The sequence below is a fragment of the Pseudoalteromonas sp. GB43 genome, from assembly GCF_054923805.1.
In genome coordinates this window covers 757,393-771,691 of sequence record NZ_JBPCHJ010000002.1, presented here as the reverse complement: position 1 = coordinate 771,691, position 14,299 = coordinate 757,393, and the positions used below count along the sequence as shown (strand labels likewise).

The following is a 14,299-nucleotide window of genomic DNA, read 5'->3' as shown; positions in this document are numbered from 1 at the left end:
CATTGTCAACCGAATTTTTATTAGCGCTTATTGGCTAAGCTTTCCTATTATCAATAACATGACATTAACAGTAGCAGACGCTATTTAAATTTAGGAGCGCTTAAGATGAGCAAAGCTAAGATCCGCATGGCAATGGTAGGCGGTGGCGATGGTGCCTTCATTGGCGCTATTCATCGAATTGCAGCGCGATTAGACGGAATGATAGAGCTTGTTGCAGGCGCATTCAGTTCAGACGCAAACAAATGTAAAGCAACTGGCGAACTACTTGGGCTTGATAGCAGCCGTTGCTACGACAGTTATCAAACGCTTTTTTCCGAAGAAGCAAAATTACCTGCTGATGAGCGTATTGATTTTGTAGCTATTGTCACCCCAAACCACTTACATTTTCCGGTCGCGAAAATGGCGCTTGAACATGGTTTTCATGTGCTCTCAGATAAACCTGCAACGCTTACTCTCGCAGAAGCAGAGCAATTACAAAGTATTATTGCAAAACAGCAGGTTTTATATGGCTTAACCCACACTTACACCGGTTACCCTATGGTCAAAGAAGCCAAGCATCGCGTAAAAGCAGGCGAGCTCGGCAGCATACGTAAAGTCATTGTAGAGTACACTCAAGGCTGGTTAGCGCACAGCGAAGACGAAGGTTCAAAGCAAGCAAGCTGGCGTTTAGACACCAGTAAGTCTGGCATTAGTTGTTGTATGGGCGACATTGGCGTGCATGCAGCTAACTTGGCCGAGTATGTCTCTGATCTCGAAATCACCGAGCTTTGCGCCGATTTAAATCATGTGGTTGAAGGCCGAGCTCTTGATGATGATGGCACTGTGCTCCTTAGATTCAATAATGGTTGCAAAGGCGTTTTACTGGCAAGCCAAATTGCTATTGGCGATGAGAACAACTTACGCCTGCGTATTTATGGCGATAAAGCCAGTCTTGAGTGGTCGCAACTTGAACCTAATAGCTTATGGCTAAGAGTCCACAATCAAGCTGCAACATTACTTAGAGCGGGCGTGGGTGAATTACACCCTGACACGCAAAATGCCCTACGCGCCCCTGCCGGTCACCCAGAGGGCTACCTTGAAGCATTTGCCAATATTTACCGCAATTTTGCAGCGCAGATCCACGCATTTAAGCAAGGCGATAACGCAACAAATTCAGCATTTGATGTACCAGGCATCAATGAGGCTGTGCGTGGTATGGCATTCATTGAGCATGTTGTTGCTTCATCGAAGCAAGATACTAAATGGCACAAATTACAGATTGGATAAAAAGAATGAATAAAATCAAAGGGCCAGCAATATTTTTGGCGCAGTTTATTTCAGATCAAGCCCCGTTCAATAGCTTTCAAGGTTTATGTGAATGGGCAAGCGGTTTAGGCTACAAAGCGATTCAAGTACCAACCTCAAACCCTGAAATTTTCGATTTAGAAAAAGCAGCTCAAAGCCAGCATTACTGCGATGAAGTCACTGGTATTGCTACAGAGTATGGACTTACAATTTCAGAGCTATCAACACATTTGCAAGGCCAGTTAATTGCTGTGCACCCTGCCTACGATGAAATGTTCGATAACTTTGCCGCAGAGCATGTAAAAGGCAACCCTGCAGCGCGAACAAAGTGGGCAACAGAGCAACTGATGCTAGCAGCGAAAGCGAGTAACAAGCTTGGCTTAACAACCCATGCGACATTCTCGGGGTCTTTTTTATGGCATACCTTTTACCCGTGGCCACAGCGTCCACAAGGACTTGTTGAACAAGGCTTTAGTGAACTTGCTAAGCGCTGGCTACCCATTTTAGATTGCTTTGACGAGTATGGCGTGGACGTGTGTTATGAATTGCATCCGGGTGAAGACCTACATGATGGTGTGACATTTGAGCGCTTTTTAGCAGCAACCAATAATCACCCACGCGTTAATATTCTTTATGATCCGAGCCATTTTGTATTGCAACAGCTCGACTATTTAGCGTTTATCGATATTTATCATTCGCGCATTAAGGCGTTTCATGTCAAAGATGCCGAATTTATCGCAAATGGCCGTTCAGGTGTTTATGGCGGATTTCAAAACTGGCAAGACCGACCAGGGCGTTTTCGTTCTTTAGGTGATGGCCAAGTAGATTTTAAGCAAATCTTCAGCAAGTTAACTCAATATGGTTTTGATGGTTGGGCTGTACTTGAATGGGAATGCTGCTTAAAGCACCCAGAAGATGGGGCAAGAGAAGGCGCTGAGTTTATTAAAGCACATTTAATAAACCCAACAGACAAAGCCTTTGACGATTTTGCCAGTGGGGCAACAAACACTGAGCGGAATAATCGAATTTTAGGTTTATAAAACCGACAACAATAGAACACAGGACACACAATATGGACAACAATAATTATAACCGCATTGTCTTTCGGCTTTGCTGTATAGCACTGATTGTGACCTCTATGACCTTTGCCATTCGTGCTGGTATTTTGGGTCAACTTGGCAGTGAGTTTGGCTTAACCGACACCGAATTAGGTTGGGTTAATGCCATGGCATTTTTAGGCTTTCCGGTTGCGACTATGGTCGGCGGTATTATTTATAATGCCATTGGCGCTAAGAAATTAGTGGCGTTAGCGTTTATCTGTCATTTACTTGGCCTTGTTTTGACGATAACAGCTGATGGTTTTTGGGGCTTACTGGTTTCTACCTTTTTAATTGGTTTTGCCAACGGCGCTGTTGAAGCTGGCTGTAACCCACTAATTGCAGAAATGTACCCTAAAAACACTACCACTATGCTAAACCGTTTTCATGTTTGGTTCCCAGGTGGCATTGTGATTGGCGCACTTGCTTCGAATTTTATGTCGGGAGCAGGTTTAAACTGGCAATGGCAAGTAGCGTTAATTTTAATTCCTACGGTTATCTATGGCGCTATGCTGATCAAAGCACAATTCCCACGCTTTGATACACGCTCTCACTCTACCAGCAGCAATATTCGCCACTTATTTACGCCGTTATACATCTTTTTAATTGCTTGTATGACGTTTACCGCAACCACTGAATTTGGCACACAACAATGGATTGAGCGTATTTTAGGTTCATCGGGTGCCTCTCCTATGGTGGTATTAGCCTTGATCACTGGCCTAATGGCGGTTGGTCGCTTCTTTGCAGGTCCCTATAGTGCATAAGCTCAACCCTACCGGTGTATTACTTGGCTCTGCCATTTGTGCAAGCTTAGGTATCTTCATGATGAGCCAAGCCGAGGGCAGCATGATTTATATAGCGGCCATATTATTTGCTCTTGGGGTTACCTACTTTTGGCCGACCATGCTTGGCTGCGTTGCTGAATATATTCCAAAGTCAGGGGCGCTGGGTATGTCGTTAATGGGCGGTGCAGGCATGTTTGCTATGAGCATCTGGAACCCTGTAATTGGTAGCTGGATAGATACGGCACGCTCATCGGCAGAAGCAAGTGGCGCAAGCGCTGAACAAATTGAAATTTTAGCCGGACAGGCTGTATTACAAAACCTACTGATCTTCCCAATTATTTTAATCGTCGCATTCATTGGGTTGCATTTGGTAATTAATAACAACAAACGCACCGAAAAATGTGCGTCTTAAGCAAGTAAATCGTCGAGGAACACACAATGTTTAAATCTCTTAAAGCACTGACTTTAATGCTCACCGTTAGTAGCTGTGCACTCGCTAATGCGGCTGACAATCAGCTTACACAACAAGAAAAGCAAGCTGGCTGGCAGTTGTTGTTTGACGGCAAAGATATGTCGCTATGGCGTAATTTTAAAAGCGAATCTTTAAATCCTGCATGGGTCGTTGAAGATGGCGCTATGACATTAACCAAAGGTGGTGGCGACCTGCTTACTAAAAAGCAGTACCAAAACTTTGAATTACAGATCGATTGGAAAATCTCTACCAAAGGCAATAGCGGTATTTTTGTATTAGCAGATGAAACCGGACAGATGATTTACTCTCATGCGCCTGAAATTCAAATTATCGATAACGAAGAACACCCAGATACCGAAATTGACTCGCACTTAGCGGGGTCAATTTACGATTTATTTGCAGCCCCAGTTGCGGCTCACAAACCAGCAAATAGCTGGAACCATGTACGCATTAAAATGCAAGACAACCACTTACAAGTTTGGCAAAACGGTATTAACACCACCAGCATTGTGATTGGCAGTACAACATGGAACACCCTTGTAAAAGGCAGTAAGTTTGCAACCTGGAAAAACTTTGCAACGGCTGAACAAGGTCATATCGGGCTTCAAGACCATGGTGACAAAGTGTGGTTTAAAAATATAAAAATCAAGGAGCTATAAGATGTCTGATTTTAAACATAAGGTATTAGTTGTTGGCTCGGGTGCTGGCGGTGCAATGGCCGCATACACGTTAACCAAGCTTGGTCACAAGGTGTTATTACTTGAAGCGGGCCGTAATTATGACCCGAAAACAGAAAGCCCGATGTTTCGTCGTAACAGTGAGGCTCCACTTATGGGGGCTGGTAACAAAGACAAAAACTTTGGCTTTTACGATGCAACCGTTGATGGCGGCTGGCAAGTACCTGATGAGCCTTATACCAGCGCTAAAGGAAGCGACTTTTATTGGTGGCGCGCACGTATGTTAGGTGGTCGAACTAACCACTGGGGCCGCTATTCATTACGCTTTAGTGAGCACGATTTTAAAGGCAAAAGCCGAGATGGTCACGGTGCCGACTGGCCATTTGAATACGCTGACTTAGCACCTTGGTACGATAAAACCGAAGAACTTGTGGGTGTATGTGGCACCAATACTGGCCATGAAGATATGCCTGATTCGTCACCGGGTATTTTACAGCCGCCACCAAAGCCGCGTGTTCCTGAGCTTTTAATTGCCGCTTCGGCAAAGAAAATGGGCATTCAAGCAGTGCCTATGCATCGCGCGGTATTAACTCGCCCTAAAGATGATCGCATGGCGTGTTTTTATGCAACACCTTGTGGCTCTGGTTGCTCAATTGGTGCAGCTTTTCAAACTACGACATCATTACTGCCAATGGCAAAAGCCACCGGTAACTTAAAAGTCATTACTGATGCCATGGTTAAATCAGTCAAAGTTGATGTGCAAGGTAAAGTCACTGGCGTCACCTATGTTGATAAACACTCAGTAACCGAACACGCTGTTGATGCCGATGTGGTTATCTTAGCGGCTAGCGCCTGTGAATCAGCGCGTATTTTATTAAATTCAAAGAATAAAAAGCACCCTAAAGGCCTTGCTAACTCAAGTGACCAAGTAGGTCGAAACTTAATGGATTCGACGGGTGCATGGTTAGGTGCGCAAATTCCGGCACTTAAAGGTCGCCCACGTTATAACGAAGATGGACATACTGCTAATCACTTATTTATTCCTTGGTGGGGTCATCAAGCACAAGCTAACAATGAATTAGATTTCCCACGTGGTTATCACTTTGAAATTGGCAGTGGCTTTGGCCAGCCGGGTTCGGGTGTGTCAGGTGATAAACAAGGCTATGGCCCAGCTCTTAAACAGCAAGTTCGTGATGCATATGGCTCTTACGTTGGCTTTGCTCTGCGTGGCGAGATGTTACCGAACAAAGATACCTACATGGAAATTGACGAAAACGTTAAAGACAAATGGGGTATTCCGGTATCAAAGTTCCACTTTAAGTGGTCTGACAGAGAATTAAAGCAAATCGAGCATGGTTTAAAAACCGCGAAGCAAATCCTCGAAAACATGGGTGCGACTGTTGGCGAGCTCCCACCTGCTGAAAAAGCAATTTCAAAAGGTGGCGAAATCATTCACGAAGTGGGCACCACACGAATGGGCAGCTCAAAGAAAGACTCAGTCACCAATCAATGGGGTCAAACATGGGATTGTAATAACCTATTTGTAATGGATGCGGGGGTATTTGCTTCTAACCCTCATAAAAACTGTACGCTCACCATCATGACACTGGCAATGCGTAATTCAACTTGGCTTGCTCAACAAATTGATAACGGGGTACTTTAATTATGCATCATCGTAACGAACACGACTCATATAACTATGTTTCTAACATGAGTCGCCGTGAGTCTTTAAAATGGCTTGGTCTATTAGCTGCGGGCTCAGCGATTGGTTTAACTGCTGGCTGCACAAAAGCACTAGAAGATGACGTTGCAGTCTCGGCAAAAGAGCATTGGCCTGATTTAGATATCAAGCCTGTAACCGCTAAAGGCTATGGTCAAGATCCTAATTTGGTGATGCCACCAGAATCACCTTGGCCACTGACCTTAACAGCAGACGAACTCACGTTAGTAGCGCTTTTAGCTGATTACATTGTACCGCGCGAAGGCGCTATTCCTTCAGCCAGTGAGCTACAAGTACCGGCTGTTATTAATGAATGGGTAAGCGCACCGTATGAAGGCCAGCAACGCGATAGAATTAAAATTTTAAATTCATTAGCATGGCTTGACGATGAAGCACAGCTTCGTTTTAAAAAGCAATTTGTTGCACTTAATGAAAAGCAACATCGCGCGATTTTAGACGATATTGCGTTTTTAAACGAGCAAACACCTCTACAATTTCAGCGTATTGGTAAAGCCTTTTTACGCTTTAAAGAGTTAGTGCTTGCTGCCTTTTTCTGTACACCTGAAGGCTGTAAAGACATAGGTTACCTTGGTAATGTGCCTATTGCAGGTGATTACCCTGGCCCTTCTGATGAAGCAAAAGCTCATTTAGATCAGGTTTTAGCTGAGCTTGGTCTGAGCGAGTACGCCTATACCGATTAACTTTCCCCCTTGTGTTATTTTTAACACAATGCAGGGGGTCACTCCCCTGCTTTTTTAGGATTGAAGTATGTTTAAAACCCGCATTTTATTGCTCATTATTAGCCTTGTATTTAGTGGTCAATTATTCGCAAAACTGCCCGTGAGTGTGCAGCTATGGTCAGTCAAAGACACCTTAAAAAATGACTTTCCTGGTACACTTAAGTCTCTTGCCGAAATGGGGTTTGACGGCGTGGAGTTTGCCGGAGACTTTGGCCCATACTCACATAACCCAGCAGCCTTAAAAGCAAAGCTCAGTGAATTAGGCTTAGTTGCCAGTAGCGCCCATATCGGCTTTGATGCACTCAGTGAAAACAGCATTGATAGCACCCTGCTGTTTTACAAGACCCTTGGCGTTACTACACTTTATGTACCTTGGGATGAAAGAGCATGGCACCCTGAGGGAGTTAAGTCTCTGGTTAAAGAGCTTACTAAAGTCAGTGATTATGCGACCCGCTTTGATATGAAGATCGGTTTTCACAATCATAATAAAGAGTTTAATGCATTTAATAACGCAACGTTTTGGGATTACATTGCCAGTAATACCCCCAAGACCATGCCATTACAGTTAGATATTGGCTGGGTCAATTACGCTGCTAAAGATCCAATCTACTTTATTAAAAAGTACCCTAACCGCACGCTTGCTACGCACATTAAAGTACGTACGATTGAGGGGAGCAACCTGAGCCCTATTATCGGCGAAAACGACATTGATTGGCCTGCCATCATCGATAGTTTAGAGTCGCACGGCAACACCAAATGGTTAGTGCTTGAGCAAGAAGAATACCCAAGCGGATTAACCCCACTACAAAGCGTTGCTAAATCAAAACAAAACTTAGATAAGATTTTACTTGGTTTGTAGGGTTACTTTAGAAGTGAGCTCGCTTTAAACACGTGAGCTCATGGCTCGGATTTAATTTAAATAGTCGTTCACTCACAGCTCTATATTAGGGTTAATCTTGCCAGGAGCTATTGCCTTCAGAACGTTTTGCAAAGCTTTCAGGTTTCCTGATTGGTTTATCTATACTTTTATAGAATATCAAGATCCCAGCTCCACCTATGACGGGGAGTAACCAAACCAGCACTGTTTGTGCTAATTTTTGAAAAGTTTCAAAATCATTTCTTTTAGAAATTACTAAACTAATTAATATATTGAACACTATTAGCAACCCCAAGCCAGCTAGTGCATAGTTTTCCATATCTTAATCCTATTGATGCCAAAATTACACTGTGGAAACGACCGAACGACGGCTTAAATTGTTTGTTATACGCTTTAAAACGAACAGCTAATCGTCCTTTCTTCGGTGTTTAAAGATAAATCGCCCAAATTGAAAACACAAAACTAAAAATACAATGAGAAAAATAAGTCCATTTACCCACTCAGGCAAAAATTCCACAATCTTCGGAGCAATGAGTTTTAGAATACCGAAAACTGCTACGATGAGAAGAATGAATGCAGTCCCTTTCACAAAAGCACTCCTAAATTTCCGTTCAATGCATCTGTTATATTTAAAAAATATCAACGTCAAAATTAATTGCGGGAATATCCTTAAATGTACCACCCATCTCGCATAGGGACAAAAAGGATGGCTATATTAACAAGCGGGGACGATTCACATTCTTTAATCCCAGCATGTTCCTTCCAGATCTACAGCGGTTTGTTATGTGGCTTACCTCTTTGATATAGTTTTAACAAATTACTTAAGGTATTGCTATCACAAGTTTTTTAAATCTTTTATGTAAAGATAAATACATTAATATACTCTCGTCGATCATTTTCACAAAAATATGTACAAAGAATAGTTTGACCGTTTTCAATAACTCATTATCCTTAATGGAGATATATGACGTGACTTATTCTACTACCCTCTTTTAGATATATCTTATACCTTTCATTGTTTAATATCTTATTTATTTTCAACAAGATAAATAAATCACACCATTAGGAATTAATAATAAAACATTAAAAACAGCTTTTACTTTCATTTTTTCGGCAGATTGTTTTATCTAAGTTGCGAAGTATTATATTAAAAAAGCCTCTCAAGGACTGAGAATGAAAGTATTGAATTTAAGAAAGACTTCTGAAAAAAGCATATGGCTGATGTTAGCTACCCTTGAGGCTATTTTTGTATACCTTTTAAAAACCCTTTCACAGAAGCACTTTTTATATGAGCCGCTTCTTATACTATTCATGTTAATTTCGTTAGTTCTAACATTATTAATACTTAGTAGTAAAAATGAACTCACAATCTGTCGCCACGGAGTATTTTATAGCTCGCCTTTTGGCAACGCGCATATAGAAGCAACTAAAACGAAGTTGATTAAACAATATTCTAAGTTTGGGTTTAATTGTGCGCGAATTCAAGTCCGAAGTGCACCACTCGCTAAATTAGGCTGCTTTGCGTAATTCATCGAATATTACCGCTGGTTGCCTAAACCCTAGACATTTTCTCGAACTCGCATTGAGCGCCTTTTCTATGTGCGCAATTTGCTTATCTGTCACCGTTCGTAAATCAGTGCCTTTGCGAATATATTGACGCAACAAGCCATTAAAGTTCTCATTTAACCCTCTTTCCCATGATGAGTAGGGGTTAGCAAAGTAGATGTCGGTTTTTAGCTTGTCTGAAACATGCTCATGTTCACAAAACTCACTCCCGTTGTCTGCGGTTATCGTATGAACATGGCGTCGATAGCGCCACAGCATACCTATCATTGCTCTGCTCACTTGCGCTGCACTTTTTGCTGGCACTTTGCGTATCAGGTAAAACTTACTTGTACGCTCGACTAAACTAACGATTGCTCCCGTACCATGCTTGCCAAGTACTGTATCCGCTTCCCAATCACCAAATCGTGTCTTAGTGTCAACAATCGCAGGTCTATGTTCAATGCCAACACGATTTGGGATGATGACACGTTTGCTTCGGCTGCCTTTACGATAACGTCTGTGCCCTTGTCGCAGATGTTTGTATAGCTTGCCACCACTCAATTTATCTTTTTGAATATAGCCATAAATCCATTCATGACTCACAGGATGCCCGATAATTTTGCTTACACCCGCAACCTGCTCAGGGCTCCATTTTTGCTCCAATCCAAACTCAACGAACGCAATTGTAAGTGCTGGCATGGAATACTTGGCAGCTAGATGTTTTCGTTTACATGCCTTTGAATGTGCAACCTCAGGCAAGTAATGACTTCGAGTACTATTGCGCCTAACTTCACGACTTATAGTGCTGTGGCTCACTTTTAGCCTTTTCCCTATCTCTCGATAGCTAAAACCCTCGCGTAAGTAGGCCTCAATCTGGTATCTTTGCCCTTCGATCAACTGCTTGTAACTCATGGTATCTACTCTTGTTTTTTGGCGATTACAGAGTACCACCAACAGGCAGTTGATCTCTTCTCACCGTTTAACCATGAGTGGTGCACTTATTATCTGAATTCGGGTGTAATTATTATAGGTGAAAAGTTTTTTATTTTTGCCCCTTTTTATAGTTTAACGTCTAGACAACTACAAAGATTAAAACGGTATGATTATAACTTGCTGCATTGGTTACAGGTAACTCATAAACGCAGCAAGTTTCAGGGCCTATAATGATAAGTAAATAGCAATAAAGGGCTTTTATTAGTTTTGCCACTCTTTAAGTACGTCTTTCACATACTCATAGCGCCATGAGTTGAATAGATCTGGCTTTGATGCTGCTTTACGCTCATCGGCATCGAGCTTCCAATTCCAGCTGATCAGCTGGTTAATCTGTTTTTTAGAGGCCAATACATCTTCAGGAATGCCCCGCTCTTTTGCAGCTTTAGTGATTTTTTGTTTAATATCTTTCGCGGCTTTTTTATATGCCGGAAAATCAATTAATCGTTTTAATTGTGCAGGTTGTTCGCTTGCAGGAACGGCTTTACCACGTTCAATACATTTTAAAATTTCAACGCCCGAACGGTTAACTTCCATTGGCTCAACACCTGGCACTCTGCGTAACGCATTTAAACTTGCAGGCTTGCGCTTAGCAATTTCAACCATGTTGTGCTCTTTAACCACAAAGTTAAGCGCGAGGTTTTTGCGCTCAGCCTTTTCACGGCGCCATGCAGCAAGCTCGCGTAATACCGCTAAGTCGTGCGGTCGTAATTGCCATGCATTTTTAATGTCTTTGTAGAGCTGCTCTGCGGGCGTTTGGTAAGCACGTTTTTGCGCGACTAACTCGCTTTCGCTGATAACAATGTCAAAAAAGCCAGCTTCATCAATTTGTTTTTTAATAATTTCAAAACAAGGCAATAAGTGATACGTATCGGCAGCGGCATAATCTAGCTGCTTTTCAGTGAGCGGGCGCTGTAACCAATTAGTACGCGATTCACTTTTATCAATTTCGATATCAAGTAACTCTTTAACCATGTGCGCAAAGCCCATGCAGTTACCATGGCCTAGTATTTGTAGTGCAAACTGGGTATCAAACAGTGGTGTTGGTACAAAGCCAGCGTATTTTTGAAACACTTCAATATCTTCTGACGGTGAATGTAGTACCTTTAACACCTCAGGGTTTTTAAGTACTTGCCAAAAATCAAAAAGCGACAGCTCAGCCAGAGGGTCGATTAACGCTAAGTGCTCACCATCGTATACTTGAATAAGTGCAACTTCAGGGTAAAGCGTACGACGACGCATAAACTCGGTATCAATTGCCAGAACCGGTTTACCTGTAATTTTTTCTACAAAATCATTTAATTGATTTTGCGTTTCGATCAGTTGATATTGCACTTATACCCCTTTCTTTACCATAAAAAAGCCGGCTAATGCCGGCTTTAATTATTTTTCTTCGTCCTTTAAGGCTCTTCTTAGAATCTTACCAACGTTTGTTTTTGGTAGTTCATCTCTAAACTCAACGAGTTTAGGCACCTTATAGTTCGTTAAATTATCACGACAGTGCTTTATTATATCTTTTTCAGTTAAAGATTGATTCTTTTTTCACAACAAAAACTTTAACTTGTTCGCCACTGACCTCGTGAGGAATACCGATAGCTGCTACTTCAAGCACGCCATCGTGCATAGCGACGACTTCTTCGATCTCATTTGGGAACACGTTGAAACCAGATACGATAATCATGTCTTTCTTACGATCAACAATGTAGAAGAAGCCTTCATCATCGTAAGTAGCAATGTCACCTGTTGCAAACCAGCCATCTTTTAAGCATTCTGCTGTTGCATCTGGGCGGTTATAATAACCTTGCATAACTTGTGGGCCTTTAACCCAAAGCTCGCCCGGCTCACCTTTCGCAGCTTCTTCACCATTTTCAAGCATAAGCTTAATATCAGTGCTAGGAGCAGGTAAACCGATTGAACCGTTATAACCTTCAAGGTCGTAAGGGCTAACAGTTACAAGTGGCGCACATTCAGTTAAGCCATAACCTTCCATTAATTTGGTCTTCGTTACAGCTTGCCATTTTTCAGCAACTGGACGCTGTACCGCCATACCACCACCAAGTGACATTTTTAAGCTTGAGAAATCAAGTTCAGCAAAACCTGGGGTATTTAGTAAACCGTTAAATAGCGTATTTACACCCGTTACCGCCGTAAATTTGTGCTGTGCTAGCTCTTTAACAAAGCCCGGCATATCACGAGGGTTTGTGATAAGTACGTTTAAACCACCGTATTTCATAAATGTTAGGCAGTTCGCTGTCAGTGCAAAGATGTGATAAAGCGGCAGTGCTGTGATAACCACTTCTTTTCCGCGCTCTAATACTTTGTCTAGACAACCTGATACTTGCTCAAGGTTACCAACCATGTTGCCATGCGATAGCATTGCGCCTTTAGATACACCCGTTGTACCGCCTGTGTATTGCAAAAATGCTAAGTCGTTTAAATCAACTTCAGGTTTTTTGTAACCCGCTTCATCACCAGCAAGCGCATCTGCAAATTTGATCACATTTGGCAATGAGTAGCTAGGCACCATTTTCTTAACGTGCTTCACCACAAAATTAACGATGTGCTTTTTAAGGCCGCCAACCATGTCACCCACTTGAGTAACCACGATGTGCTTGACGTTAGTTTTTGGTAATGCTTTCTCTAGAGTATCGGCAAAGTTTGCAAGAATAAAAATTGCTGAAGACTCTGAGTCATTTAACTGATGCTCTAATTCACGCACGGTATAAAGTGGGTTTACATTCACCACTACACAGCCTGCACGAAGAATACCTAAGATAGTCACAGGCGTTTGTAGTAAGTTCGGCATCATAACCGCTACTTTATCGCCTTTTTTAAGACCAAGATCATTTTGAATGTACGACGCAACACGTCTTGTAGCACTGTCTAACTCACGATAGGTCAACTCTTTACCCATGTTGGTAAAAGCTGGAAGGTCACTAAAGTCAGCAAAACTTTTTTCAAACAAGTCGAGTAGCGAGTGATAATGCTCAGGGTCGATTGTTTCAGGCATACCTTCTGGGTAGCGTTTAAGCCAGATTTTTTCCACTCTTAGCTCCTGTTTATAATTATATTTTTTAATAACCTTAAGCTAACTAAGGCCGTTTCTCAATGGAGTAAATACTCTAATGGTGCAGATAATCCCACATTTGGTGCAATTATACAATTAACTTGCTTTATACTGCCCAATAAATGCATGAACGTGTTCTAAGGTTAATGCAGGAAATTGCATATGGCAATGGTGACCACCAGGTATCTTATGAATTTTTAACTCTTTGTAATATTTACCATATGCTTCTAAGTTTTGCTTTACAAAAGGAAACCCCTCATCGCCTAAAATAAGCTGACATGGCGCGTTAATTTGTTTAATGGTTGCAATACATTGTGCTTCATCAAAGCGAAATCCTGAGTGATTTTTAAGCTTTGGATCGGTTGTTAAGTACCACTTGCCTGCTTTTTCGTAGCTATTTCGTGTCATTAATAACTCAGCTTGTGGGTATTCAAGGTCACCACTTGCAAGCCTTGCACTAATAATGTGCGCTTTTGAGTCAAATGCGCGAGGGCCTTTGCTGTTTACCCGCGCTCTGTTTAATATTGCTTTACGAAGTTGGCCGCTCACTTCATTGCTGTTGGTTGTAACGCAGCCAATTCCCTCAATAAAGTTTACCGATGCTACCTTTTCAGGGAAGCAGCTCGCAAAAACGCCAGCCACCATGGCGCCCATAGAATGGCCAACTAAATGCACTTTCGTTACATCAAGCGACTCAATAAACTTATAGACGTCATCAATGTAGTCAATAAAGTAATAATGGGCGTCACTACTTCGCCAATCAGATAAACCATGGCCAGGAAAATCAAGGCAATACCAACGCTGATTTAGCTGCGCATTTTGTAACATAGGTATGTAACTATGTGCGTTATCAAGCCAACCATGTAAGGCAATCACAACCTCTTCGCCATGACCAAAGGTTAGGCCATGCATTGCCTGAGTGCCAGTTTGAAAAGAAAAAGGTTGCACAATTACTCCTATTTATTAAGCGTTTCAACTTAAAGGCGTTTATTTATCGTCTGGCTAGTATACAATAATCCTCGCAGTATAAATAAGGGCACAATAA

At 42.1% G+C, this 14,299-nt stretch carries 10 protein-coding genes and 2 pseudogenes; 7 read left to right on the top strand and 5 right to left on the bottom strand.

The features are described from left to right. Positions 1–105: 105 nt before the first annotated feature. From ACRWSG_RS20890 to ACRWSG_RS20860, 7 genes and pseudogenes are all read left to right on the top strand, one after another. On the top strand, positions 106–1,266 hold the full coding sequence (locus ACRWSG_RS20890; protein WP_462167441.1) for a Gfo/Idh/MocA family protein: 1,161 nt from the start codon (positions 106–108) through the stop codon (positions 1,264–1,266). 5 nt (positions 1,267–1,271) lie between these two features. Continuing rightward, the gene (locus ACRWSG_RS20885; RefSeq protein WP_462167552.1) at positions 1,272–2,324 is read left to right on the top strand and encodes a sugar phosphate isomerase/epimerase family protein; all 1,053 of its coding nucleotides are present in this window, start codon (positions 1,272–1,274) and stop codon (positions 2,322–2,324) included. A 32-nt stretch (positions 2,325–2,356) separates the two neighbouring features. Beyond that, positions 2,357–3,578: pseudogene (locus ACRWSG_RS20880) on the top strand (MFS transporter). A gap of 26 nt (positions 3,579–3,604) precedes the next feature. Further along, a complete protein-coding gene (locus ACRWSG_RS20875; RefSeq protein ID WP_462167440.1) occupies positions 3,605–4,297 on the top strand; it encodes a 3-keto-disaccharide hydrolase in 693 nt (230 codons plus the stop codon). A 1-nt stretch (position 4,298) separates the two neighbouring features. Next, positions 4,299–5,978: a GMC family oxidoreductase gene (locus tag ACRWSG_RS20870; protein ID WP_462167439.1), complete on the top strand. Its 1,680-nt coding sequence runs from the start codon at positions 4,299–4,301 to the stop codon at positions 5,976–5,978. Between the two features lie 2 nt (positions 5,979–5,980). Continuing rightward, positions 5,981–6,736 carry a gluconate 2-dehydrogenase subunit 3 family protein gene (locus tag ACRWSG_RS20865; protein WP_462167438.1) on the top strand — a complete coding sequence of 252 codons (756 nt, stop codon included), beginning with the start codon at positions 5,981–5,983 and terminating at the stop codon, positions 6,734–6,736. 67 nt (positions 6,737–6,803) lie between these two features. Beyond that, positions 6,804–7,634 carry a sugar phosphate isomerase/epimerase family protein gene (locus tag ACRWSG_RS20860; protein WP_462167437.1) on the top strand — a complete coding sequence of 277 codons (831 nt, stop codon included), beginning with the start codon at positions 6,804–6,806 and terminating at the stop codon, positions 7,632–7,634. A gap of 91 nt (positions 7,635–7,725) precedes the next feature. Here ACRWSG_RS20860 and ACRWSG_RS20855 read toward each other — a convergent pair whose 3' ends face one another. The 5 genes and pseudogenes from ACRWSG_RS20855 to ACRWSG_RS20835 all read right to left on the bottom strand — a co-directional run bounded on the left by ACRWSG_RS20855 (position 7,726) and on the right by ACRWSG_RS20835 (position 14,202). Beyond that, positions 7,726–7,971, bottom strand: a complete 246-nt coding sequence (locus tag ACRWSG_RS20855; RefSeq protein WP_166340845.1) for a hypothetical protein — start codon at positions 7,969–7,971, stop codon at positions 7,726–7,728. Positions 7,972–9,161: 1,190 nt separating this feature from the next. Beyond that, positions 9,162–10,109 carry an IS30 family transposase gene (locus ACRWSG_RS20850; RefSeq protein WP_462167215.1) on the bottom strand — a complete coding sequence of 316 codons (948 nt, stop codon included), beginning with the start codon at positions 10,107–10,109 and terminating at the stop codon, positions 9,162–9,164. Positions 10,110–10,391: 282 nt separating this feature from the next. Continuing rightward, positions 10,392–11,522, bottom strand: coding sequence for a ribonuclease D (gene rnd, locus ACRWSG_RS20845; protein WP_187491026.1), 1,131 nt, complete (start codon positions 11,520–11,522; stop codon positions 10,392–10,394). A 48-nt stretch (positions 11,523–11,570) separates the two neighbouring features. Then, positions 11,571–13,233 (bottom strand): annotated as a pseudogene (gene fadD, locus ACRWSG_RS20840) (long-chain-fatty-acid--CoA ligase FadD). A gap of 117 nt (positions 13,234–13,350) precedes the next feature. Continuing rightward, positions 13,351–14,202 carry an alpha/beta fold hydrolase gene (locus ACRWSG_RS20835; protein WP_054552029.1) on the bottom strand — a complete coding sequence of 284 codons (852 nt, stop codon included), beginning with the start codon at positions 14,200–14,202 and terminating at the stop codon, positions 13,351–13,353. Between the last annotated feature and the right edge of the window lie 97 nt (positions 14,203–14,299).

Bases quoted from the DNA above. Each gene is read 5' to 3' on its own strand.
- ACRWSG_RS20870 (WP_462167439.1), top strand. From the start codon at position 4,299: ATGTCTGATTTTAAACATAAGGTATTAGTTGTTGGCTCGGGTGCTGGC.
- ACRWSG_RS20850 (WP_462167215.1), bottom strand. From the start codon at position 10,109: ATGAGTTACAAGCAGTTGATCGAAGGGCAAAGATACCAGATTGAGGCC.
- ACRWSG_RS20885 (WP_462167552.1), top strand. From the start codon at position 1,272: ATGAATAAAATCAAAGGGCCAGCAATATTTTTGGCGCAGTTTATTTCA.
- ACRWSG_RS20890 (WP_462167441.1), top strand. From the start codon at position 106: ATGAGCAAAGCTAAGATCCGCATGGCAATGGTAGGCGGTGGCGATGGT.
- ACRWSG_RS20865 (WP_462167438.1), top strand. From the start codon at position 5,981: ATGCATCATCGTAACGAACACGACTCATATAACTATGTTTCTAACATG.
- ACRWSG_RS20860 (WP_462167437.1), top strand. From the start codon at position 6,804: ATGTTTAAAACCCGCATTTTATTGCTCATTATTAGCCTTGTATTTAGT.
- ACRWSG_RS20875 (WP_462167440.1), top strand. From the start codon at position 3,605: ATGTTTAAATCTCTTAAAGCACTGACTTTAATGCTCACCGTTAGTAGC.
- ACRWSG_RS20855 (WP_166340845.1), bottom strand. From the start codon at position 7,971: ATGGAAAACTATGCACTAGCTGGCTTGGGGTTGCTAATAGTGTTCAAT.